The following is a 23,135-nucleotide window of genomic DNA, read 5'->3' as shown; positions in this document are numbered from 1 at the left end:
ATGCGCCGCTTGAGTTCATCTCGGGCGGAATCGATATCGTCCTTGATCGGTCCGAATTTGCTCTCAAGCTTGCCGGATGCCTGACGGACATCCTCCGCCCGCTCCTCGATCTGTTTGATCAGCTTTTCCAGCGGGACCATCACCGGCTTGATCGGTCCAACCTTGGACAACAGTTTGGCCACCGATTTCAGGTTTTCAGCCAGGTTTTCCAGTTTCTGGGAGTCGTTTTCGATGCTTTTCAGATAGCCCACCGCGCGGCTTGCCCATTTCAGGGCCTCGGCGCTCAGCTCGGCTTGAACAAGGGTGACAGCGGTGGCCGTGCGGGCGGCATTCAGGGCGGAGTTATAGGCTTCTAGGCGGGTGGGCACGATCAGGCCTCCTCAAATCTAGCTTAAATAAAAAGCATCCGGCAGCGGTGAATCGGGGCCGCCGGGTAGTATGAATTGACGTGATTTTAGCGCGAATGCAGTTTTCCGAGTATCAGGGAAAACCCCTATTTCGACATCGGCAGCCGCACCGCGACCCCAAGACCGCTGGAACAGCGTGTCACCCGCTCCAACGTGCCACCGTGCTCGGCCACCAGATTGCCAACAATAGCGAGGCCATAGCCAAAGCCATCGGCCGGGTGATCCTCGCGCACCAATCGCACGTCGCGCTCGCGCGCCCGTGCAAATTCCGCCGGGTCAAGGCCGGGGCCCTGATCATGCACTTCGATGCTGATCATATCGCCATATCGGCGGCACCCCAGCAGGACGCGCCCTTCTTCGGTATAGCGGATCGCGTTCGAGACGAGGTTGGACAGCACACGCATCAGAACCAAAGGCGGGACAGGGGTTTTGAGACTGGTCGAGACCATGCGAAAGTCCAGCCCCTTGGCCGCGGCATCGGGCAGAAACATCTCGTAAACGCCGGAAAGCACGTTACCCATCGTGATGTCCTGTGCGCTGTCCGTCACTTCAACTACCGGCTCGCCCGCCCCTTCAAGGCTCCCCACGCCGCCCTGAACCGCGCTCAGATGCTCTGAAATCAGGGTCTCAAGATAGTTGAAGCTCTGGTTGGTTTTCTCGCGCTCGGCCCCTTTCGCCAGCCGCCCGTCCGCCTCGCCCAGCACCCTCAGGCGCAGCGCATGCAGGGGCTGACGCAGGTCATGGATGGTATTGGCAAAGGCTTCATCCCGCTGGCGCGAGGCGGTGTCGAGCAGGTCAAGCTGTCGTTCGAGATTGGCCATCCTACGCGTTAGTTCGAGGTTGCGTTGCGCCGCCTCAAGACTTGCGTGCAAGGCTTGCTGCCGGGTCTGACGCATCTGGTTATACCGATCAACAATGGCCAGCCCCATGAACAGCGCGTCAATCGCCATGGTCGCACGCATGGTATTGGTCTGCACCTCTGGGTTCACCTCAAGCCCGAACACATGGATCAGGTTGAACAAAAGCGATGATCCAACCGCCGCGCTCCAGCCGAACACGTAAAACCGCACCTTGCGAAAATGCCGCCGCGCCACGACGAGCGATGCGCCCAAACATGACAGGATCGTAATCAGCGACAGCATCACAAAGAACAGCTTGATCTGCTGACGATCGGCAAACAGCATCCCCAGCCACAGCGCAAAAACCGTGCCCATCAGCGCCTTGAGCCAGAAATCAATGATCGGAAACTCTTGCCTGGTCCGCAGGAATGTCCGTGCATAAATCGCGCTGAACAGGATAAACCCGCCGCCCCAGACCACAGAGGCAATAGAGTTAAATCCCGGAAACGCCGGATAGATATACTGGAAGGCGGTGCCGTCACTCTGCATCACGAACATCAGAACGAACCCGAGATACCCGGCAAACACCGCCGCCACTATGCTTGAGAAAAATATCGCCCCGATCAGCGCGGCAACGATGATCGCAGCGATGATGCCGTAAAAGGTAAAGTTTCGCGCGAGGATTCGTCCCGACGCTCTGGCAAACTCATCCGCCGTCGCGATCGAGACGGGCAACAGCGAACTTCCCTCGGACCAGAACCGCACATACACCGTCGCTTCTTCTCCCGGTGACAGCTCGAACGGTGCGGCAAGCTGACCAAACATTACCGGTCGCGTGTGAAAGGAGCTGTAGCGACGTTGATGCACGATATGCGCGGCATCGCCTTCTGCTTTGAACACCCACATGTCGAATTCCTGTTTGAAATTCTCGTGGAACCGCATCACCCAGTTTTGCGTATTCTCAACGTCATTCAAAATATCCATGCGCAGCCAGACCGCGCTCTTGGTATAGCCGAAGTCGATGCTGCCCTTCGGGATCTGACGAAAAACCGGTGCGCCCGATCCAGCATTATGTAGCTCCTCCACCGTCAGCACATGCAACGGGTCGAACAGATAGCCAAAATGCGCAACCGTATCGGCAATGTCGCGCGGCTGGCTCAGCCTGAGATCGGGAATCGTATCCGCACCCGGCGCCGGGCTTTGCGAGTTGGCGGATGTGGCAAAGACCGATAAGCTGACCCAAAACAGCAGGACGCCAAGTCGCAGCACCTGCAGCCAATCAAAACGAGGTAGTCTATGACGATCCGTCTTGTTGTCGCCGACGATCATCAGCTTTTTCTGTCCGGGCTGACTTCGCTCTTGGCTGGCGCTGAAGGAATGGAGGTCGTGGCGACCGCGCACAACGGGATACAGGCCATCGCCGTGATCAAGCGGCACCAGCCCGATGTCGCCCTGCTTGACCTGACAATGCCCGGTGCCAACGGGTTCGAGGTATTCTCCGAGGTCCGCCGCTGGTCGCCCGACACCGCCTGCGTGGTGCTGACCGGGACGATCCAACCCACTCTGCTCGATGAGCTTGACCGCGCCGGTGCCGCAGGACTCATGCTGAAATCCGCCCCCCGGAAGAGCTGATCGACACGATCCGCCGCGTCGCCACCGGAGAACGTGCGATCTCGCCTGCGGCAGCCGCGCTCTATCGTGATCGACAAGGGCGTCCGCGTCTTAGCCCGCGAGAGTTTGAGGTTCTGCATGCCGTTGCCCGTGGCATGACCACGGTTCAAATCGCCGAGTTTTTGCATCTCAGCCCCAAGACGGTGGACAACCACCGCGCCAGCCTGTTGCGCAAAATGAATACGTCCTCGACTGCGGCGCTGTTGGTGGCTGCAATCCGCGAAGGGATGATTGACCTTGGCGCCGCTGACGCCTCGGCCCGTGACGAAAATTCTGAACGCGATCCATAGCCTACAGCATATCAACGGATTTAGATACGCATAGGGTCGTTTTCCATCGTGGGATTTTGCCCGTCGCGCGACCCCACGGGCGAATGTATCGCCCGTGGGGTTGTGATTTGCTGGCTTTCAGAAGGCCGCTTACAGATCCCAGATGGTCACGTCGCCATCGTCGAAGCGGAAGTACTCGACATCGATCAACTGGTCCGTGCCATCCGCGCCCACAACCGTCACGTTGTTGCCAGAACGGGTCAGCGTGTAATTGGCAGCATTGCCTGTGAACAGCGCATAGTCCGAGCCGCCGCCGCCGTCGATCACGTCGTTGCCAAGCCCGCCCATCAGGTAGTCGACACCGCCATAACCGAACAGGAAGTCGTCGCCTTCAAGCCCGCTCAGCTGGTTGCGCTCGCTTGAACCGCGCAGCTCGTCGTCGAAACGCGAACCGACAAGGTTCTCGATTTCGACATAGAGGTCGCTCCGCGCGTCCCCGACCGAGCCGTAGCCTGTCTCGCGGCCGTTCGTTACAGCACCGTTCGATAGGTTCGCCGTTACCCCCGAAGAGGCGTTGTAATAGGTCACCGTGTCGGTGCCGCTGCCGCCGTAATAGCGCTCACGACCGCCGGTCGAGCTGACGAACCAATCATAGCCGCCCAAGCCGCGGAAGTCGTTCTCGCCATCGTCGCCATAGAATACATCCTGCCGGCTCGACCCGGTGATGCGTTCAACCGACGTCAGGGTCAGACCCTCGGCCAGGGCGGTGTTATTGGCCGAATTGGCCAGATCAATCACCACGCCCGTCGCTTGTGCCCCGCTGGGCGGGAGGCCATTGGCCGAGAACACATCGGCGACCACGGTCACCTCGCTCGACTGGTATTCGAGGAAAGAGATCATGTCCTGCCCCGAGCCGCCATCAATCGTGTCATTGCCCTCGGTCGCGATGATCCAATCGTAGTTGCCCAGCGCGCGGATCTCGTCATCGCCATCAGTGCCGCGAATGCGGTCGGCATAGATGGTGGTGGTGATCCGCTCGACGTTGGAAAAGGCGATCTGTTCGGAGCCATCGTGGTTAACCGCCGTGCCGGCCTGCATGTCGATATCAAGGCGATAGTCGACATTGGTCCGCCCCGGCGTGTCGGCGAGGTTGTAGAACGAGACCATGTCGCGTCCGTCATCACCGTCGATGGTATCACTGCCTCCGCCGGGATTGATCCAGTTGTCGAAGGGCGTGCCGTTGATAATCTCCGTCGCGCTCGTCCCGTTGATATTCGTGCCAGTGCCGTTGATTATGGGGGTTCCGATTTCGGCAACCAGAGCGTCGCGGGTGACGGTCTGGTCATTGAACATCACGAACTCTACGGTTTCGCCGATCAGATCATTGCCATCAGCCGACCCGAGCATGAGACCGGTTGCGCTCATGCTGAGTTGAACATTGAGATCGTCCGAAGCGGTTCTGTAGTCATCGTTGATGACCACGGTGTCAGTTCCGCCGCCGCCGTGCATGGAGTCATCGCCAAGGGCGCCGGTGATCGTGTCGTCGCCATCGCCGGTGAAGAAATAGTTCGCCGCTCCGTTGCCGATGATCGTGGTGTCAATGGCACCTGTGAACTGGATCTCTTCAATGTTGAAGAAACGGTCCGATTCCGAAGGGTCCGCCGTATTATAGAGGAACCCTGTTGTGAGATCGAAGGTCACCGCATAGGAGCCGGCAGGCGTGCCGCTTGCATCGAAAAACATGATGTCACGGCCCGCGCCGCCATCCATGTAGTCGCCGGCACCATTGAAGACGTTAATTGTGTCGTCGCCGTCGCCCGCCTCAAGCCTGTCGTCACCGAGATAAGCGGTAAGATCGTCATCGCCCGCGCCGCCGATCAACGTATCGTTGCCGTCTTCGCCGTTCAGCGTGTCATTGCCGCCATTCCCGACGAGGCTGTCATCGCCGCCGCGTCCGTAAAAGGCGTTATCTTCTGCCCCGCCGGTGAGCGTGTCATTGCCAAGATATGAGCCGCGCAGCCCTTCGACGTTGAGCAGCGTATCGCTGAAAGCGTTGCCATTCCATGTGCCGGTCGCCGTACCAGTGCCAAGATCAACGTTGAGCCCACTGACGCCCGAGCGGTCATACCGCACGGTGTCAAAGCCAAGCCCGCCATCGAATGTGTCATTGCCCTCGCGAAGGATCACCCGGTCATCCAGATCGGAGCCGATGATTGAATCGTTGTAGTCCGTGCTGCGCACTTCCTGAAAGTGGCCGATCAACATGTCGGTCCCGCCGGTGCCGTCGTCAGACACCACACCGGTCGACAGATCGGCGACCATGCCATTCGTGCCATAAAAGTAATCCAACCGGATTGTGCCAGCGTTGCTAGCGGCGGCTTCGATTGTATCGTCGCCGCCGCTTTCTCGGACCAACATCCAACCGCCAGCGACAACAGACAGGTTCATGCTGTCGTTAAATGCGGTGCCTTCCAGTCCGAAACCACCGTAATTTGTCGTGACAACCATCGGGCTTGCGACACCGATTATCGTTGTGACACCATTGGCGCCCTTATTGATCGTACCAGTGTTGTTCACACCATCAATATTGGCAATGATCCCTGCATTCAGATCACTATGCAGCAGGCCAGCGTAGCCTAAGTTGACTTCGGAAAGATCAACGACATCGTTCCCGGCTCCGGCAAAGATCTCGTCATAGTAGGTGTTGTCACCGGGATTGATGAAATCGTCGCCATTTCCGCCGTGCATAGTGTCGTTGCCGGCACCGCCCAGCAGCGTATCGCTGCCGTCCTCGCCGTTCAGAACGTCATCGCCATCGTTGCCGACAAGGCTGTCGTCGCCGCCGCGTCCGTAAAAGACGTTGTTTTCGCTGCCACCGGTAATCGTGTCATTGTCATTGCGTGAACCGCGCACCTCTTCGACATTCAGCAGCGTATGGGTGAAGGCGTTGCCATTCCAGGCGCCTGTTGCCGTACCGGTGCTGAGATCGACATTGACGGCGCCAATTTCGGAGCGGTCATAACGCACGGTATCATGGCCGAGACCACCATCGAAGGTGTCATTGCCTTGGCGCAGAATGACCCGGTCGTTGTTGTCAGATCCGATGATCAGAATCGTTGTAGTCGGTGGCGCGGATCTCTTGAAAATGACCGATCAGCGTGTCTGTTGCCCCAGCGCCATCGTTGGAAACCTCGCCGGTTTTGAGGTTCGCCACCAATCCGGTTGTGCCGTTGCGATAATCAAGCCGGATTGTCCCGGCATTGCTGGCTGACGCTTCGATCGTGTCGTTGCCGCCTAGACCGCGGACCTGCATCCAGCCGCCCGCAAGGACAGAGAGGGTCATCTCATCGGCGAAGTCGGTGCCCATCAAACCAAGACCACCATTGATGGCACCCGAGATCATCGGGTTTTCGACATCAATCAGCGTGGTAGTGCCATTGACACCTTTGTCGATTGTGCCGGTGTTGTTCACGCCATCAATGTCGGCGTCGATCCCGGCATTCAGGTCATCGTGAAGCAACGCGACATAGCCATCCACGATATCAACAAAGCTCACTGTGTCATTGCCTGTCCCGGCTGACACTTCGTCATAATCGGTATTATCGACCGGGTTGATAAAATCGTCACCCGGGCCACCGTTCAGCACATCATTGCCGTCCGTCCCGATCAGCGTGTCACTGTCATTTGTTGTTACGCTGCTGTCGCCCAACGCCGAAAACGGGATTGCTGTGTTCGCGGCATAGGTGGTGCCTGCAGGGACGTCTAGTGCAGAGGTGATCGTTGCGTTGAACGAATTGAACTCGGCGGCGCTATTAATGGAATACTCCGCGCCGTCCAGATAGATAACGTATTCGCCCTGACCCGGCCTATCATCATCGACCACCAAGACAGTGGTCACATTGCCGCCACCCCAAGTTACTTGCATAACGCGTGTATCGAGCTCGTCCGTCGTGACGGGAACACCATCAAATTCCAATCCAAGGAAACTTGGGTCAGTCACATCAACGGATGTGGATTCACCGGCGGTTTGGGGTTCATCATATGAATAAGTAAAGCTGGTCGTGTTTGGAGTGAACACAGCGCCCACTGTAGCTTCACGAAAAAAACTTGCGAGATCCAGGTTTGTCGGGTGTTCGAATTCCAGAAAAAAACCTTGCATTGTAACTGTAGTCAAAAGTCGTACTCCCCAAATGTTAGTCAAATGAACTGTGCCAAAATGACGGAAACCGTCGTGATTCAATCGCTTTCTTTTTAAGAAATACTACATGGAAAACTACACGTTGCAACTTCCAGCGTAAGAAAAATGAGTTGGACCAAGTGGGTAGCTGTCTTTATCAGCCTGATTAAGATTTTTAAGTACGGCGTTGGCTAAGCGGGGCGGTTATTCGGCTGTTCAAAGCTTTGCGTGACGCGCGAAAACAGGTATGGGGCGTGATGTTCAACAAGTTTCGCAGGAAAGCTGCAACTGTTCTGCGCTATCTTTTTCCAACCGCAGGGGATCGCGCCTATCTGGCCGCGATGCGTAGCAGTGGGCAGTTTGACCGGGCCTATTACCTAGACAGCAATCCGCGGCTGAACCCGTTATTCCGGCTCTGGCCCGAACGGCATTACGTTCAATTGGGAGAGGCCAACGGCGTATGCCCAAATCCGGGCTTTTCGCCGCGTGCATATTTGTTTCACAACCCTGACCTTGGCGATATCAGGCAGCCGTTGCGGCACTATATTGAGGTCGGGCGCGGCGAAGGGCGTGTTGTGCTGGCGGCACCTGTTCCCGAGACGGTGCCGCAGTTGCCGTCGCTCTCTCCGCGTAGTGCACCTAAAGCGCCTGTCGCGGTGGCGCTGCATCTTTATTACCCCGAGCTTTGGGACGAATTCGCGGCACGGCTGGCTGCGCAGCGGTTTGACTTTGATCTCTACATGACCCTTGTTGCGCGCTCTGACCTGTCACAGGAAGAAACGCAGAGCCTGAAAACGCAGATCACGGCGCAATTCCCAAAGGCACAGGTCTGGACTCTGCCCAATCACGGCCGAGACATCCTGCCGTTTTTGCATCTGCTGAGCCAAGGGGTGTTTGCGCCCTATCGCGCGGTCTGCAAGCTGCATGGCAAACGGTCTCCGCATCGGGCGGATGGCGATGATTGGAGACAGGATCTGGTGTGCGGTGTTCTGGGCGAGCCGAAGCAGACCGAAGCGCGTTTGCGCGCTTTTCTGGCCGATCCTGAGGCCGGGATATGGGTGGCTGACGGACATTTGAATGAAGGCAACGACTGGTGGGGGGCAAACCGCCCACGGGCCGAGGTTTTGCGCAGACGCGCCGGAATGGCGCCGTTCTCCGATCCTTTGCGCTTTCCTGCCGGGTCGATCTATTGGGTGCGGACCGAGGTGTTGGACGCACTTGGGGCGCTCAACCTGACCGCCGCGGATTTCGAGCCCGAACAGGCGCTGGTGGATGGCACCACCGCGCATGTGATTGAGCGGCTGATGGGGCATATCGCCGAACAGGCCGGTCGCACGCTTGCCCCCGGCAGCAGCTTTGATGCGGCAGGGCTGGACAAAGCCGAACAGATTGGCCAATAGCTGCGATATGGCGAGGGTCTTTTTACATGTCGGGGCGCACAAGACGGCGACCAGTTACCTGCAAGGGTCGTTTTATGCGAACCGCAAGCTGCTGAAATCCGCAGGCCTTTGTTATCCCCACATCGGACCAAATAACGCCCATCATGCGCTGGCTGGGCAATGGATCAAAATCAACGACCTACCCGAGAATTTCTATGGTCCGCGTGGCCCCGAGGGGATCTGGAACGACCTGATCGAGAAATACGCGGACCAGCCGGGCACGCTTTTCCTATCGGCCGAGAATTTTACCCGTTGCTTTCCCGAGAAGGTCGATTGGGCCGATCTGGCGGCACGGCTTTCGGCGTTCGACGAGATCAAAATCGTCTATACCATGCGCCGTCAGGTCGAGTTGGTGCCGTCTGTCTGGTCGCAGATCACCAAGGTCAATTATCAGCCCAGTATCTGGAGTTTCATGCACACCGTGATTGACGAACGCCGCGCCAAGGGTGTGCCCGTGGATCACAACATGGTTTACGAAGAGCTGCGCCAGAGCTTTGCGCCGGAACAGATCCACCTGTTGGATTACAGCGATTTCCGGCACCATCCTGGCGGGGTGGTGGGCGTTTTTCTCGATCTGATGGGCGTAGATTTGCCGATTGAACGGATGGCCCCCCCAAGCGAGACCGAAGCCAATATTTCGCCCGACGCGCTCGCCTTGTTTGTCGCCGGTGTGGTGTGTGACGACAACAGCCAACCGCCCGATCCGGCGCTGACACGCTATATCGAAACGCAGTTGGATGAGATCGTCGGCCCCACCCGCACCCTGCTGGCCCGACACGAATATGCCCGGGTGAGCCACCGTTTCCAACACGGCAACCAGTCGCTGGTCGAGAAGGTGCAACGCTATCAGCCGGGCTTCACCTTTGATGAAGGGGCCCCAGCCCGAAGGACTGGTGTTTCGCGATGACCTCGACGACAAATTCTGGATGCGTATCGCCGCCACAGTCTACCGGATGCACAAGGAAAGCAGCACGAGTAAAGGGCGACTATTGGGGCTGCTGTCCTGATCCACGCTTTGCGCCGATGGTCAGGTCACGAGATCGTCCGCCAGCTTGTTAAAATATTGCTAAATTCTGCGTTTAAGACCAGAAAACAGCCATTTTTCTGCACCGCAAAACTTTTGCTCACGTGGGTATTCCAATCTCCAACCGAAATAGTGTTGGAGCACCAAGCGTGTCATATCTTTCGCATATTCAAACCGTTTTTGAGGGCGCCCTGCCCAATCTTGGCGAAGCGGTTGCTCTGGATGTTGATCCGCTTTCCGGTGACTTGCTGATCCATGATGCGGCAAATCAGAGCATGGTCCGTATTGAACTGGATGATGCGGCGATCAGCCAAAGTGACATCAGTATCGAAGATCGCGCGCAATCGAATGACACCGTTTCAATTGATTTCAAAGGCACCGAGCGCAGTCTGGATAGCGCGATCATTGACGGTCTTGCCCAAAACTCTGGCGAAGGCGAAGGCTTTTTCGATGCCTCAACGTTTTACGGCAATATGGTCACGATGGCCTCGCTTCAGGTGGGGTCGTCCGACTATCTCTATCTTGCACGCAAATCCGGTTTCGGGCTGGAAGTCTATCGCTTGGAAGAGAGCGGCAGCCTGACCCCAGTACAGATTGTTGCGGATACCGAGGCCAGCCATCTGAAAACCGTCAGCGCGATGACGGCTTTTGAAAACGACGGCCAATCATGGCTGGTTACGGCATCAAGCGGCGAAGACGGGATCAGCCTTTTTGCCATCGACACCGATGGAGAGATCACCCTGCAAAGCTCTTTCGGGTTTGATCAGCAATTGCCGGTGACCACGCCAACCGCGCTGACGTCGGTTACGATTGCGGGGCATACCTATGTGCTGCTGAGTGCCTTTGGAACATCCTCGTTGACGGTGATGGAGGCGGTCGACGGCCAATTGGAGTTTCGCGACCAGATCAACGACAGTCTGGAGACACGCTTTGCCGGTGCCTGCGAAATAGCGGCGTTCACCAGTGGTGATCTGGCGCTGGTGGCGGTGGCAGGGAATGACGGCGGCGTCACAGTGATGCAGGTGCTGCCCAGCGGTCACCTGCTGCACCGCGAGACGATCACGGATCAGGCCGGAACCGCGCTTGGCACCGTCGACAGTTTGCAATTTGTCGAAACGTCAGATGGCGCGGTTGACCTGTTTGTTCTGTCCGCAGGCGATGGCGGGATGAGCCGGTTCCGACTCGATGACAATGCTCTCGGCGTGTCAAGCACAGGGGGAAGCGGCACAAGCGGCAATGATGTGCTGAGCGCCGGGGCAAACGGCAGCCATCTACAGGGTGGCAGCGGCTCGGATGTGTTGGTTGACGGGGCGGGACAGGACACGTTCAGCGGCGGCGATGGTGCTGACAGCTTTATCCTGATCCCGGACGGGGAGCCCGATACAATTAATGATTTTGACCCGAGCGAAGACCGGCTTGATTTCAGCGGCTTTGACATGGTTCACGATATCACGGCTCTTCACTATCAGTCGCTCTGGAACGGTGCGGCGCTAAGCTTTGGCGAGGACAGCCTGACGATCCTGTCAGAAAGCGGGCGGTCATTGAGCCTGGCCGAACTGGCCCAGTCTCTGGATGGCGCCGCCGATCATGTGCTTATGCCAGAGCCCCTGCCGCAGACCGGCAGCGACAGCAACGATACCTTTGAAGCTTCCGTCCACGCCGATACGGTCAATGGCGGCGGCGGATTCGACACCCTCACCTATCACTTTGCCGCAAATCAGGCCGTGGTGAATCTGTCGAATTCTGCCCTGAATGACGGTGCAGCCGCGGGCCATGTCCTGAACAGTATTGAAGGGGTGATCGGGTCGGCTTTCGGCGACCTTCTCATCGGAAACAGCGGGGCCAACCTGCTGATTGGTGCGGAAGGTGACGATACGATTTTCGGCGGCGACGGATCTGACTGGATCACGCCGGGCAATGGCAGCAACGTGGTTGATGGTGGTGCCGGTTGGGACATGGCATCGTTTGTTGATCTTTATGACACGCCCGGGCGAACCAATCTGGATTACCGGCTGAATATTGATCTGGCCAGCGACCAAGCGGTGAACCACACCGGATCGGAAGCCACGGTTTTGACCGATATCGAGCGGATTACCGGCACGATCTATGCTGATCGGATAAGAGGTGATGACGCGGATAATGAACTTCGCGGCCTTGGCGATTACGATTGGTTCATCGCCACACCCGGCAGCGATAGCTATGACGGCGGCACCGGTCGCGACATGATCTCGTACGTCGAGGCCACCTCCGGCATCACTGTTGACCTTTCGGCGCAACAGGGCACCCAGGGCCTTGCTGCGGGCGACAGTTTTATCAGCGTTGAGCGGGTCACCGGTTCGTCTCATGCCGATACGTTTTATGGGGATGACGGGGAGAATGATTTTCGCGGAATGGGCGGGTATGACGTCTTTGTCGGTTCTGAAGGCGGGCGCGAGCGGTATGACGGGGGCTCGGGGGTCGACACCGTTGCCTATTTTCAATCGACAGAGGGTGTAGAAGCGTCTCTCTTGCGCGGCTATGGATCGCAAGGGGATGCTGCGCGTGATCTCTATACCTCAATCGAAAACCTAGGCGGCACCAGCTTTGACGATATTCTGGCCGGCGATCACGAGCGCAACCAGCTGCGCGGGTTGGCCGGGGATGATCTTCTAATTGGCAATGGCGGTGTCGACTATATCACCGGTGGACTTGGCAATGACTTGATTGATGGCGGCTCCGGGTCGGATTACGCGGTCTTTAGCGGCGATTTTGACGAGTATGAGGTGACCCGCGTTGACGACACGGTGCAAGTGACAGGCCCTGACGGGATCGATACTTTGACCGACGTCGAATACTTCCTGTTCGACGATGCGATGCGCAACATTTGGTCTCTGTAAGAGACGCCTTCCTGCACAATCGTCGCAGAGATGGCTTAATTTCGCCCAATCCGCGCGGATACTCCCCTCGATCCGGCCTGTCCGGCCAAGAAAACTCGGCTCTGTGAGCCGGGCAGAGGAGACCAGTTTATTATGCCGACACCAACTGCGTTCGAACAGGAACTGCTTGAAATGATAAACCGGGCCCGATTGGACCCGGCCGGAGAATTTGACGCGCTGATCGTTGATGCAGCCAGCCAAACCGGGGCAAGTGCCGAGATCACGAACGCTTTGCGCTATTTCGGTGTGGATGCCACGGCCTTTGGTGAACAGATGGCGGCCTATGATGCCGTCGCGCCGCTGGCATGGAATTTGGCGCTGTCTTCGGCGGCACAGGATCACAGCGACGAAATGATTGCCGCCGATGCGCAGTCTCACCAGTTGCCCGGTGAGTCGGGTCTCGGCGACCGCATCAGCGCAGCAGGCTATAACAATTGGACCAATCTAAGCGAGAACGTCTATGCCTATACCAAATCGGCTCTGTATGGGCATGCGGGTTTCGTAATCGACTGGGGCTATGACGACGAAGACTATAGCGGCAATAGCCGGTTGTCAGATTGGCAAACTCTGGGCGACGGCATGCAAGATCCCGCTGGACACCGCAACACGATCATGTCGGCCACCCTGACCGAGGTCGGCATCGCCGCCGTTGCCGAAAACAACAACAGCACCAGCGTCGGCCCCTATGTGGTCACACAGGATTTCGGCAGCCGTTGGGATTACGCCGCGCAACTCCTTGGGGTTGTGATCGAAGATCAGGATGGCGACCGCTTTTACGACGCTGGCGAAGGCCTTGGCGGAATCACGGTGACCATCACCAATTCTGGAGGCCAAGTTGCCACAACCACCACATGGTCAAGCGGCGGTTATCAGGTTTCATTGTCACCGGGCAGCTATACCGTTGATTTCAGCGGCGCAGGCCTGAGCGGCTCGATCCAGCACCAGATCACGATGGGATCAGAAAACCTCAAGCTTGACGCGTTTGCAGCAGATGCAGCGCAGGGCGCAGACGCCGGGGACAATGACCTAACTGGCACCGGAAACGACGATACGCTGGACGGGCTGGCCGGGAATGACACGCTGAACGGGTTGGATGGTGATGACAGCTTGCTAGGCGGGGACGATGACGACTGGATCACGCCCGGTGCGGGCAATGACACGGTTGATGGCGGCACGGGCTCGGACATGGTGAGCTTTGTCGATCTGGGCGCCGGGGTGATCGTCAATCTGCAAGACAACACAGCTCAATCAGGGGCCGACACCAAACTGCTGACCAATATCGAGAATGTCACCGGCACGATTTACGGCGATTTCATTCGCGGCGATGACGGCGACAACCGGCTTCGCGGTCTGGGCAATTATGACTGGATTGTCGGATCCGAGGGCGCGGATTACATTGATGGCGGTAGCGGGCGTGACATGGTGTCTTATGTCTATTCCGATGCGGCCGTTACCGTTGATTTGGGTGCAGGACGTGGCAGCGCGGGTCAGGCGGATGGCGACCGTTATGAAAGCATCGAACGCGTCACCGGTTCGGTCTATTCCGACCTGTTCTATGGCTCGTCGGGCGAAGATGAGTTCCGCGGTCTTGGCGGCTATGACTGGTTTGTCGGCTCGGACGGTGGTCGGGATCGTTATGACGGCGGCAGCGGCTATGATACGGTTGCCTATTCGTCTGCGACCTCTGGCGTTACCGCTTCGCTCCTGCTTGGGCGCGGCTCCGGCGGTGATGCTGAAAGTGACCTTTATACCTCAATTGAAAGCCTGACCGGATCGAGTTTCGACGATATGTTAACGGGTGACAGCGGCCGTAATATCCTGCGCGGCATGTATGGCGAGGATACGATCCTTGGCGGTGGCGGAGTTGACTATATCACCGGCGGCGGCAGCGATGATTACCTCGATGGAGGCTCGGGCTGGGACGCCGCGATTTATAGCGGCAACCGCGCAGACTACACCGTTACACAGAACGCGTCGGGCGTGACCGTCTCTGCGCTGAGCGGTGGCGAAGGCATAGACGAGCTATACAACTTCGAAGCCATCCAGTTCGCTGACGACTTAATGTACCTGTAAACCGGGCAGCCGACCGAATGGCGGTTATGATCAGTAGGAATCTGTCTGTCTGGTCAACAAGTTGTCGAAGATGCAACATTTCATTGGATGTTAATAAAATTATTACAAAAAGCAGACTTACTGGGTTCTATTCGGTTCGGATATTCCGCAATGTCACCGCGGCCCAATACAACGAAGATCGCCAGCGTATTCGAGGATGAAGCGTAAGGTGGCACTTGATTGGCTCCATTGCGCAGGAACTATCAGTTTTACATACAGGGGAACTTAATGCCTTTTTTCGGTCCAGAAGATTCTAATTTGGCCAATGCCAACAAGACTTGGAGCTATTCCGAGCAACCCGGTGACATCAGACGCTTCGAGGTGCGCCAGGACGATTTCTATGACAATCCAAATACCGATCCGGCCCAGGACGACGAGTCTCAAGGCAAGAACCGCTCTGAGATCGGCTCACTCAAAAGCATGCAGTTCGGCCGCGAATTTACGGTAGAGTTCGATTTCCTCCTCGAAGCGGGCCCATCCAACAGCGCTGATTTCCTGCTATTGGCACAATTCCACCAGACCGAAGACCGCGATGAAGACGGTAATACACTCGATGCCGCGGCCAGCCCGCCGGTGGCGCTGCAATTGCGTGGCGACCGGTTGGAAGTTTCCGCACGGACCGATCCCAACGAGATTACGACCGGCACCCCTGACCGGATCGTTGTGCCCGGGTACGACACGCCCACGACCAGCACGATGTATATCGACTCGGACCCTGTGCCGCGTGATACATGGATCAACATCCGCTTTGAGGTGGTGTTCGATTACAACGGCGAGGGCGAGCTGCGCGTCTATCGCGACGATGTGATGATCGTCGATTACAACGGCCCGCTTGGCTATAACGACGATGTTGGCCCCTATCTTCAGATGGGTCTCTATCGCGGCAAGCTCTCCGGTCCCATTCCCGAAACCATGGCGGCCCAGTTCCGCAACCTCGAAGTGACGGCGGACGGCTTGCCTCCGGCGATGGACGGCACCGCAGGTGATGACAACATCGCAGCGAACCAGATCGGCTTCTGGGAAGACGAAGTTCTGAACGGTTTCGCCGGCAACGACACGCTTGACGGCGGCTTTGGTGCCGACACGATGAATGGCGGATCCGGCGATGACATCTATGTCGTCAACCACGTCGGTGACGTGGTCAACGAACGCGATGGCGGAGTCGATCAAGGCGGCACCGATCAGGTGCGCAGCTATATCGACTACACGCTCGGTGATGATCTCGAAAACCTAATCCTCTGGGATACGGCCGATATCAACGGTACCGGCAATGCCAAGAACAACACGATCCAGGGGAACACCGGCAACAACGTGCTGCGTGGCCTAGATGGCGACGACGAGGTTCTCGGTGATCTCGGTGACGACGAGGTGTACGGCGACGGCGGCAATGACAAGGTCTACGGCTCGTCCGGGAATGACAGCGTTTTTGGTGGCGACGGCGACGACGAGCTTTACGGCGAAGACGGCGACGACAGCATGATCGGCGGCGCGGGCAACGACACGCTCGAAGGCGGTGACGGGTCCGACACAATGATCGGCGGGTTGGGCGATGACGATTACGTTGTCACCGAAGCCACGGACGTGGTGGTCGAAAATGCCGGCGAGGGGCGCGATACCGCACGCGTCGCCTTCAACTATGACATCGGTGTGGACAGCCATATCGAGGTGCTGAACACTATTGATCAGAACGCTACCACGGCGATCAATCTCTATGCATCCGACCAAGATAACGAAGTGCGTGGCAACAACGGGGCCAACGCGCTCTATGGTCGCGGCGGCGCCGATTTCATGCAGGGCTTTGACGGCGATGACACCCTATATGGCGGTACCGGTAATGACAGCCTATTCGGCGGTGCCGGCAATGACACCATTCTGGGCGAAGCCGGGGCCGACAGCATTCAGGGCGAAGCCGGCAACGACAGCATCGATGGCGGTGACTCGGCCGATAGCCTTTATGGCGGAGATGGTAGCGACACGCTGCGTGGCAGCGAAGGCAATGACCAGCTTTATGGCGAGGCTGGCAATGACAGCCTAATTGCTGACACCGGCAACGACACGCTCGAAGGCGGCGCAGGCGACGACACGATGCGTGGCGGTTTGGGCGATGACAACTATGTTGTCACGGACAGCGGTGATGTGGTCATCGAAGCCGCCGGCGAAGGACGCGACACAGTGCGCGCCTCGGTGTCCTTTCAGGCGACGGCTTCGGCTGAGATCGAAGTTCTCAACACCACCAACCAATCCGCAACCGATGCGATCAACCTGACTGGTACGGATATCGACAATGAAATCCGCGGCAACAATGGCGCCAACACCCTCGTCGGGCGGGGCGGCGACGACAGCATGCAGGGTTTTGCCGGAAATGACCTTTTGTCGGGCGATGCGGGCAACGACACGATGTTCGGCGGCGACGGCAACGATACGCTGAACGGTTTCGGCGACAATGACAGCATGCAGGGCGAAGCCGGCGACGACAGCCTCACTGGCGGCGCTGGCAATGACACTATGTTCGGTGGCAATGACAACGACACGTTGCACGGCGAAGATGGTGCCGACAGCATACAGGGCGAAGCGGGCAATGACAGCCTGTTCGGTAACGACGGCAGCGATACGATATATGGCGGCGACGGCGATGATACGCTCGACGGTGGCGCCGATGCTGACAACCTCTCGGGTGGCGACGGATCAGACATTCTGATCGGTGGGGCCGGGGATGATACGATGAACGGCGGCGAGGGCGTCGATCACATGACCGGCGGCGATGGCAACGATCAATATACCGTCTCCGACAACGGTGAAACGGTTGTCGAGCTTGCGGGCGGCGGCTCTGACACCGTTCGCGCGGGGGTGATTTCGACGCTGGAACCACTGGCGAGATCGAAGTTATCAACGCGATCGACGTGTCCTCCTATGTCGACCTCAATCTTGCCGGTGACAACACCAACAACGAGATTCGCGGCAACAACGGCGCCAACCGCCTTGATGGTCGTGGCGGCAATGACCAGCTGTATTCCTATCTTGGCGATGACACCCTTCTGGGCGGCACTGGCAATGACACTGCTTGGGCAGGTTCCGGTAATGATGAAATCGACGGCGGCGAGGGCAACGACAACCTTCGCGGTGAGGCAGGGAACGATACCATCCTCGCCGGTGACGGTGCCGATCTGGTCTATGGTGGGTCGGAAGACGACAGCATCGACGGCGGCGCGGGCAATGACACTTTGCGTGGCGAGGACGGCATAGATACCATCCTTGGCGGCGCGGGCGATGACTTGCTTTACACCAACGCAGGCGATGGTGGGCTGTTGGAAGGTGGCAGCGGCAATGACACCTATTATGTCGACGCCTATAACACCACCGTCACCGAGGCGACCGGCGGTGGCCACGATGTGATCAGAGCCACAACAACTGTCCGTCTCGCGGCCGATTCTGAGGTCGAGGAAATTCGCGCAGCTAGTGTTTCTACCGTCAACAGCATGGACTTTTTCGGATCCGATGCCGACCAGATCCTGCGCGGCAATGATGGCGATAACCACCTTGACGGTGGAGCGGGCGACGACACTTTTTACGGCTATGGTGGTGATGACACATTCTTCGTGCGCGACGCAGGCGACCGTGTCGTCGAAGCTGCCGGAGGCGGGAACGACACCATCTATACTGCGGTCGACTTCACGCTCGGTTCGACACTGGAAATCGAAGCACTCGTCGCGCTGAACCCTGCGGCGACCACCGGTCTGATCCTAGTGGGCAACGATGTGTCAAATGGAATCGTCGGCGATGCGGGGGATAACTTTATCAACGGCAAAGGCGGTGATGACACCCTCTACGGCGGCCCCGGCAATGACACCATCCTCGGCGGTGACGGGACGGATACAGCGGTCTTCATGCTGAGCAGCACCGAGGTCGGCGTCTCGGTCGGCGCCAGTTCGGCCTTGTTGACGCTCGGCACGGGAACTCAATCGCTCTCGAACGATATCGAGAACTTCAAGTTCACCGACACCACCCTAAGCTATGCCCAGCTTTCTGCCCTGAACGGGCAGAGCTTCACCGGTTCGACCACCGTCTTCAATGGCGGGTCGGATGACGATTTCCTGATCGGCACCGACGCGAACGAAACGCTGTCTGGATTTGCGGGTGATGATGTGATTCTGGGCGGTGCAGGCAACGACAACCTGTCCGGCGGCGAGGGAGAAGACTATCTGGCGGGCGGCGAAGGCAATGATACGCTGTCGGGTGGCGCCGGTGCGGATGATGTCGCCGTCTTCCAGGGCATCAGCACCCAGTTCACCGCACAGGCTGCCTCCGGTGGCGCGATCATGCTCGGTGGCGATCTGGTGATGAACGACATCGAATTTGTCGAGTTCGATGATCGCATCATGACCTTCGCCGAAGCCGCGGCGCTCGTCTCGGCCACCCCCGTAATCAACGGCACTGGCACGAATATCGACGGAACGAGCGCATCGGAGATCATCAACGGCACGCCCAACAACAACTGGATCAGCCCCGGCGGAGGCAGTGATACGGTCGACGGTGGCGGCGGAACGGACATGATCTCGTTCTACAACCTCGCCGACACGCCGGGGCGGACCAATGTTGACTATCGCCTTGATATCGACATGCAGGCCGGCACGGCGGTCAACCACGATGGCTCCGAACAGATCGCCTTTTCCAACGTCGAGCGGATCACCACCACCATCTATGCCGACCGTATCCGCGGCACTGATGGCGATGACGAGATCCGCGCGTTGGGCAACTACGACTGGATCATCGCGACCGAGGGCAACGACACGATTGATGGCGGCTCGGGGCAGGACATGATTTCCTTCCTCGAATATCAGTCGAGCGAGGTGACCGTGGTCGCCGATGTGTTCTCGGCCAATGGCCTCCCGCCCAGCGGGGCACTAGCGACGGGCGTGGTGATTGATCTGGCCAATTCGGCCAATAACACCGCCCTGGCCGAGGGTCTGACCCTGACGTCGGTGGAGCGTATCACCGGGTCGAGCCGGCAGGATGTGTTCTATGGCGACGATGGCGAGAACGACTTCCGTGGCTTGGGCGGCTACGACTGGTTCGTCAGCTCGACCGGCGGTCGTGAGCGCTATTACGGCGGCAGCGGCACCGACACAGTGACCTATTACAACGCCTCTTCGGGGGTAACGGCGAACCTATCGAACGGTGCTGTAACGAACGGCCGCGAGACAGGCTACGGCTCGGTCGGGGACGCGCGGAGCGACCTCTATGTCGAAATCGAGAACCTTGTCGGTTCGCGTTTCGACGACGAGCTGCGCGGTTCAAGCGAGCGCAACCAGCTGAGCGGGCTTGAAGGCGACGACTTCCTGTTCGGTTATGGCGGTGTCGACTACCTGATGGGCGGGCTTGGCAACGACGTGATCGACGGCGGCGGCGGCTCGGACTATGCGCTGTTCACAGGCAATGCGGCCGATTACACCCTGACCCGTTCTGGCAACAACGTGACGGTTGTAGGCGCTGACGGCACGGACCAGTTGATCGATGTCGAGTACTTCCGCTTCGACGATGGCGACGTGACCATCTGGGATCTCTGATCAGCGATACCACACCAGACTGCGGGCGTTTAAGGGCGCCCGCAGTCATGCAGGCACTAATTTGTCCAATCTGCCTTTCCCCGTCTCAAATTCCGACGACATCGACGATTGGTTTGGTGTTTGGGATTGCGTCTTTGAGGGTTTCGAACGCGGAGTGTTTGACGAGGACGCAGATCACATCGGCGGCGTTGATAGCATCGTCCAGTGGGGTCAGGGTGATGGGCAGCCCGTCGAGGGTTGCGGGCAGCGTGTCGATATTTGGTTCGACCGCGAGCACCTGACAGCCGATCTCGCCAAAGCGGCGGGTGATGTCGAGCGCGGGGCTCTCGCGCAGGTCGTCGATGTCGGGTTTGAAGGCGAGGCCAAGGCAGGCCACCTTGATATCGCCCATCGCGCGCGACGGGTTGGCTGACAGCACATCCATCACCGCCGATTTGCCCTTGGCCAGCACCCAGTCGGGCTTGGCATCATTGCCCAGCCGCGCGGCATGGATCAGCTTGGCCTCCTCCGGGGCGGAGGCGACGATGAACCACGGATCGACCGCAATGCAATGCCCGCCCACACCGGCCCCCGGTTGCAGGATGTTGACCCTCGGGTGGCGGTTGGCGAGGCTGATCAGCTCCCAGACATCGATGTCGAACTTGTCGCAAATGATGCTGAGCTCGTTGGCAAAGGCGATCTGCACATCGCGTGAAGAGTTCTCGACCAGCTTGCACATCTCGGCGGTTTTGGCGTCGGTGGCAATGCAATCGCCCTTGACCACCAGCTTGTACATGGCGGTCGCCATCTCGGTCGCGCGGGCGCTCATGCCGCCAATGATGCGGTCGTTCTCGACCAGCTCGCGCACCACATGGCCGGGCAGCACCCGCTCGGGGCAATGCGCCACCTGCACATCCGCCGCATCGCCCGCGGTCTGCGGAAAGCTGAGGTCGGGACGCGCCTCGGCCAGCCATTCGGCCATCTGCTGGGTCGCGCCAATCGGCGAGGTGCTTTCGAGGATCACAATGTTGCCGGGCGCCAGCACCGGGGCGATCATCGCGGCGGCGGATTCAATATAGCTGAGATCGGGCTCATAACCCGCCTTGAACGGGGTCGGCACAGCGATGATAAACGCATCCGCCGGTTCCGGCGTCAGGCTGGCCGATAGCATGCCCTCGCGCACCGCCTTGTGGACCAGACCGTCAAGCTCGGGCTCGACGATGTGGATCTTGCCGGCGTTGATCGTGTCGACCACATGCGGCGACACATCCACACCGATCACCCGGTGGCCATAGGCCGCAAACAGCGCAGCAGTGGGCAGGCCGATATAGCCCAATCCGATCATCGAAATACGCTCGAACATCTGGAAAAGGTCCCTTTCGGGGATAAGTAAACGGGCTGGGTTAAAGAAGCGTGTAAATCACATGTCAGCAGTCAGCGCGGCGGCGATCCGCTCGGCGGCGCGGCCATCGCCATAGGGGTTGAGCGCACGGGCCATCTCGGCATGGGCGGCGTCGTCCCGCAACAGCCGCAGCGCCTCGGCGCGGATTGTCTCGGGGTCGGTGCCGACAAGGCGCACGGTGCCGGCGGCCACCGCCTCGGGGCGCTCGGTGGTGTTGCGCATCACCAGCACGGGCTTGCCGAGGCTGGGGGCCTCTTCCTGCACGCCGCCGCTGTCGGTGACGATGATATGCGCCCGCCGCATCAGCCAGACAAACGGCAGGTAATCCTGCGGCTCGATCAGATGCACATCGCCAGCATCGCCCAGAATGCGCTTCACCGGCGCCTGCACATTGGGGTTCAGATGCACGGGGTAAACGATCTGGACATTGGCCTCTTGGCTGACCGCTTTGAGCGCGTTGCAGATGTTCTCGAACCCCTGGCCAAAGTTCTCGCGGCGGTGGCCGGTGACCAGCACCATGCGGCGGGCGTCATCCAGAAACGGAAAGCGCGCGCGCATCTCTGCATCCAGCGCGTCATCGGCATCGAACCGCGCCACCACGTCCTGCAGCGCGTCGATCACGGTGTTGCCGGTGACGACGATCGTCTCGTCGGCGACATTCTCGGCCAGAAGGGCGGCGCGGGCGGTCTCGGTCGGGGCGAAATGCTGGGCCGCGATGCGCCCGACAAGCGAGCGGTTCATCTCTTCGGGCCAGGGCGCATAGATGTCGCCGGTGCGCAGCCCGGCCTCGACATGGCCCACCGGCACCTGCGCGTAAAATCCGGCCAAAGCCGCGGCCATCGTGGTGGTCGTGTCGCCATGCACCAACAGCCGGTCATAGCCGCCCTCGGCCAGAATATCGCGCAGCGCCACAAGGATGCTGGCGGTGATATCCGTCAGGTATCCTGCCCCGGCTTCATGATGTTGAGATCAAACTCCGGCGTGATGTCGAACAACCGCAAGACCTGATCCAGCATCTCGCGGTGCTGTGCCGTCACACAGACATCAACCTCAAGCCCCGCAATACCCTGCAAACGCTTCACAACCGGAGCCATCTTGATCGCCTCTGGACGCGTGCCGAATACTATCAAAATCTTCAAACTAAAGTCTCTCTTGATGAAAATGGCACTGTCCGGGTCGTAGCGAAACCAGGTTGGATTGCAACCTTTTTCAGAGCTTACCATCAAGTCGCCGCGTCGGAAATTGCCTTCTGGCAGAGCCTTGCCGGGCTGGGCTTAGACGTTCGCCACATTGGGTGTTTGACAGCAGAAGTATTGATTGCGCAATGCCGTGGTCAG

12 protein-coding genes and 1 pseudogene are annotated in these 23,135 nt (G+C 58.7%); 8 read left to right on the top strand and 5 right to left on the bottom strand.

Annotated elements, in window-relative coordinates:
* Window positions 1–493: 493 nt before the first annotated feature.
* Window positions 494–2,575, bottom strand: a complete 2,082-nt coding sequence (locus tag N4R57_19970) for a sensor histidine kinase (protein UYV37203.1) — start codon at window positions 2,573–2,575, stop codon at window positions 494–496.
* Here N4R57_19970 and N4R57_19965 point away from each other — a divergent pair.
* Both N4R57_19965 and N4R57_19960 read left to right on the top strand, forming a co-directional pair.
* Entirely contained in the window at window positions 2,543–2,878 is a 336-nt protein-coding gene (locus N4R57_19965) for a response regulator transcription factor (protein UYV37202.1), read from the top strand. The two genes, N4R57_19970 and N4R57_19965, sit on opposite strands and share 33 nt — an antisense overlap.
* A 38-nt stretch (window positions 2,879–2,916) precedes the next feature.
* Window positions 2,917–3,207, top strand: a complete 291-nt coding sequence (locus N4R57_19960) for a LuxR C-terminal-related transcriptional regulator (protein ID UYV39628.1) — start codon at window positions 2,917–2,919, stop codon at window positions 3,205–3,207.
* 129 nt (window positions 3,208–3,336) lie between these two features.
* On the opposite strand, the gene N4R57_19955 is transcribed toward N4R57_19960, so the two are convergent.
* Complete coding sequence (locus tag N4R57_19955; protein ID UYV37201.1) at window positions 3,337–6,213, bottom strand: hypothetical protein; 2,877 nt, start codon at window positions 6,211–6,213, stop codon at window positions 3,337–3,339.
* A gap of 67 nt (window positions 6,214–6,280) precedes the next feature.
* A complete protein-coding gene (locus N4R57_19950; GenBank protein ID UYV37200.1) occupies window positions 6,281–7,264 on the bottom strand; it encodes a hypothetical protein in 984 nt (327 codons plus the stop codon).
* 356 nt (window positions 7,265–7,620) lie between these two features.
* Between N4R57_19950 and N4R57_19945 the strand changes: the two genes are divergently transcribed.
* The 6 genes from N4R57_19945 (at window position 7,621) to N4R57_19920 (ending at window position 20,417) form a co-directional block, all read left to right on the top strand.
* Window positions 7,621–8,763, top strand: coding sequence for a hypothetical protein (locus tag N4R57_19945; protein ID UYV37199.1), 1,143 nt, complete (start codon window positions 7,621–7,623; stop codon window positions 8,761–8,763).
* A 7-nt stretch (window positions 8,764–8,770) separates the two neighbouring features.
* Window positions 8,771–9,709: a hypothetical protein gene (locus N4R57_19940; protein UYV37198.1), complete on the top strand. Its 939-nt coding sequence runs from the start codon at window positions 8,771–8,773 to the stop codon at window positions 9,707–9,709.
* Between the two features lie 266 nt (window positions 9,710–9,975).
* Entirely contained in the window at window positions 9,976–12,702 is a 2,727-nt protein-coding gene (locus N4R57_19935) for a hypothetical protein (protein ID UYV37197.1), read from the top strand.
* A 132-nt stretch (window positions 12,703–12,834) separates the two neighbouring features.
* Window positions 12,835–14,814, top strand: a complete 1,980-nt coding sequence (locus N4R57_19930) for a CAP domain-containing protein (protein ID UYV37196.1) — start codon at window positions 12,835–12,837, stop codon at window positions 14,812–14,814.
* Window positions 14,815–15,111: 297 nt separating this feature from the next.
* Window positions 15,112–18,096: a heparin lyase I family protein gene (locus tag N4R57_19925; GenBank protein ID UYV37195.1), complete on the top strand. Its 2,985-nt coding sequence runs from the start codon at window positions 15,112–15,114 to the stop codon at window positions 18,094–18,096.
* Entirely contained in the window at window positions 17,994–20,417 is a 2,424-nt protein-coding gene (locus N4R57_19920; protein UYV39627.1) for a hypothetical protein, read from the top strand. Before N4R57_19925 ends, N4R57_19920 begins: the two co-directional genes overlap by 103 nt.
* A gap of 85 nt (window positions 20,418–20,502) precedes the next feature.
* On the opposite strand, the gene wecC is transcribed toward N4R57_19920, so the two are convergent.
* Together wecC and wecB are read right to left on the bottom strand one after the other, a co-directional pair.
* Window positions 20,503–21,759 carry a UDP-N-acetyl-D-mannosamine dehydrogenase gene (wecC, locus tag N4R57_19915; GenBank protein UYV37194.1) on the bottom strand — a complete coding sequence of 419 codons (1,257 nt, stop codon included), beginning with the start codon at window positions 21,757–21,759 and terminating at the stop codon, window positions 20,503–20,505.
* 57 nt (window positions 21,760–21,816) lie between these two features.
* A pseudogene (wecB, locus tag N4R57_19910) lies at window positions 21,817–22,937 on the bottom strand (UDP-N-acetylglucosamine 2-epimerase (non-hydrolyzing)).
* Window positions 22,938–23,135 lie beyond the last annotated feature (198 nt).

Source organism: Rhodobacteraceae bacterium D3-12 (genome assembly GCA_025916135.1).
Classification (GTDB): Bacteria; Pseudomonadota; Alphaproteobacteria; order Rhodobacterales; family Rhodobacteraceae; genus JAKGBX01.
The sequence above is the reverse complement of the archived record's forward strand: the minus strand, read 5'-3'. Positions and strand labels throughout refer to the sequence as shown.

What these genes read in the sequence shown, in the direction of transcription:
- N4R57_19945 (UYV37199.1), top strand. Translation starts at nt 7,621, where the DNA reads ATGTTCAACAAGTTTCGCAGGAAAGCTGCAACTGTTCTGCGCTATCTT.
- N4R57_19940 (UYV37198.1), top strand. Translation starts at nt 8,771, where the DNA reads ATGGCGAGGGTCTTTTTACATGTCGGGGCGCACAAGACGGCGACCAGT.
- wecC (UYV37194.1), bottom strand. Translation starts at nt 21,759, where the DNA reads ATGTTCGAGCGTATTTCGATGATCGGATTGGGCTATATCGGCCTGCCC.
- N4R57_19965 (UYV37202.1), top strand. Translation starts at nt 2,543, where the DNA reads ATGACGATCCGTCTTGTTGTCGCCGACGATCATCAGCTTTTTCTGTCC.
- N4R57_19930 (UYV37196.1), top strand. Translation starts at nt 12,835, where the DNA reads ATGCCGACACCAACTGCGTTCGAACAGGAACTGCTTGAAATGATAAAC.
- N4R57_19970 (UYV37203.1), bottom strand. Translation starts at nt 2,575, where the DNA reads ATGATCGTCGGCGACAACAAGACGGATCGTCATAGACTACCTCGTTTT.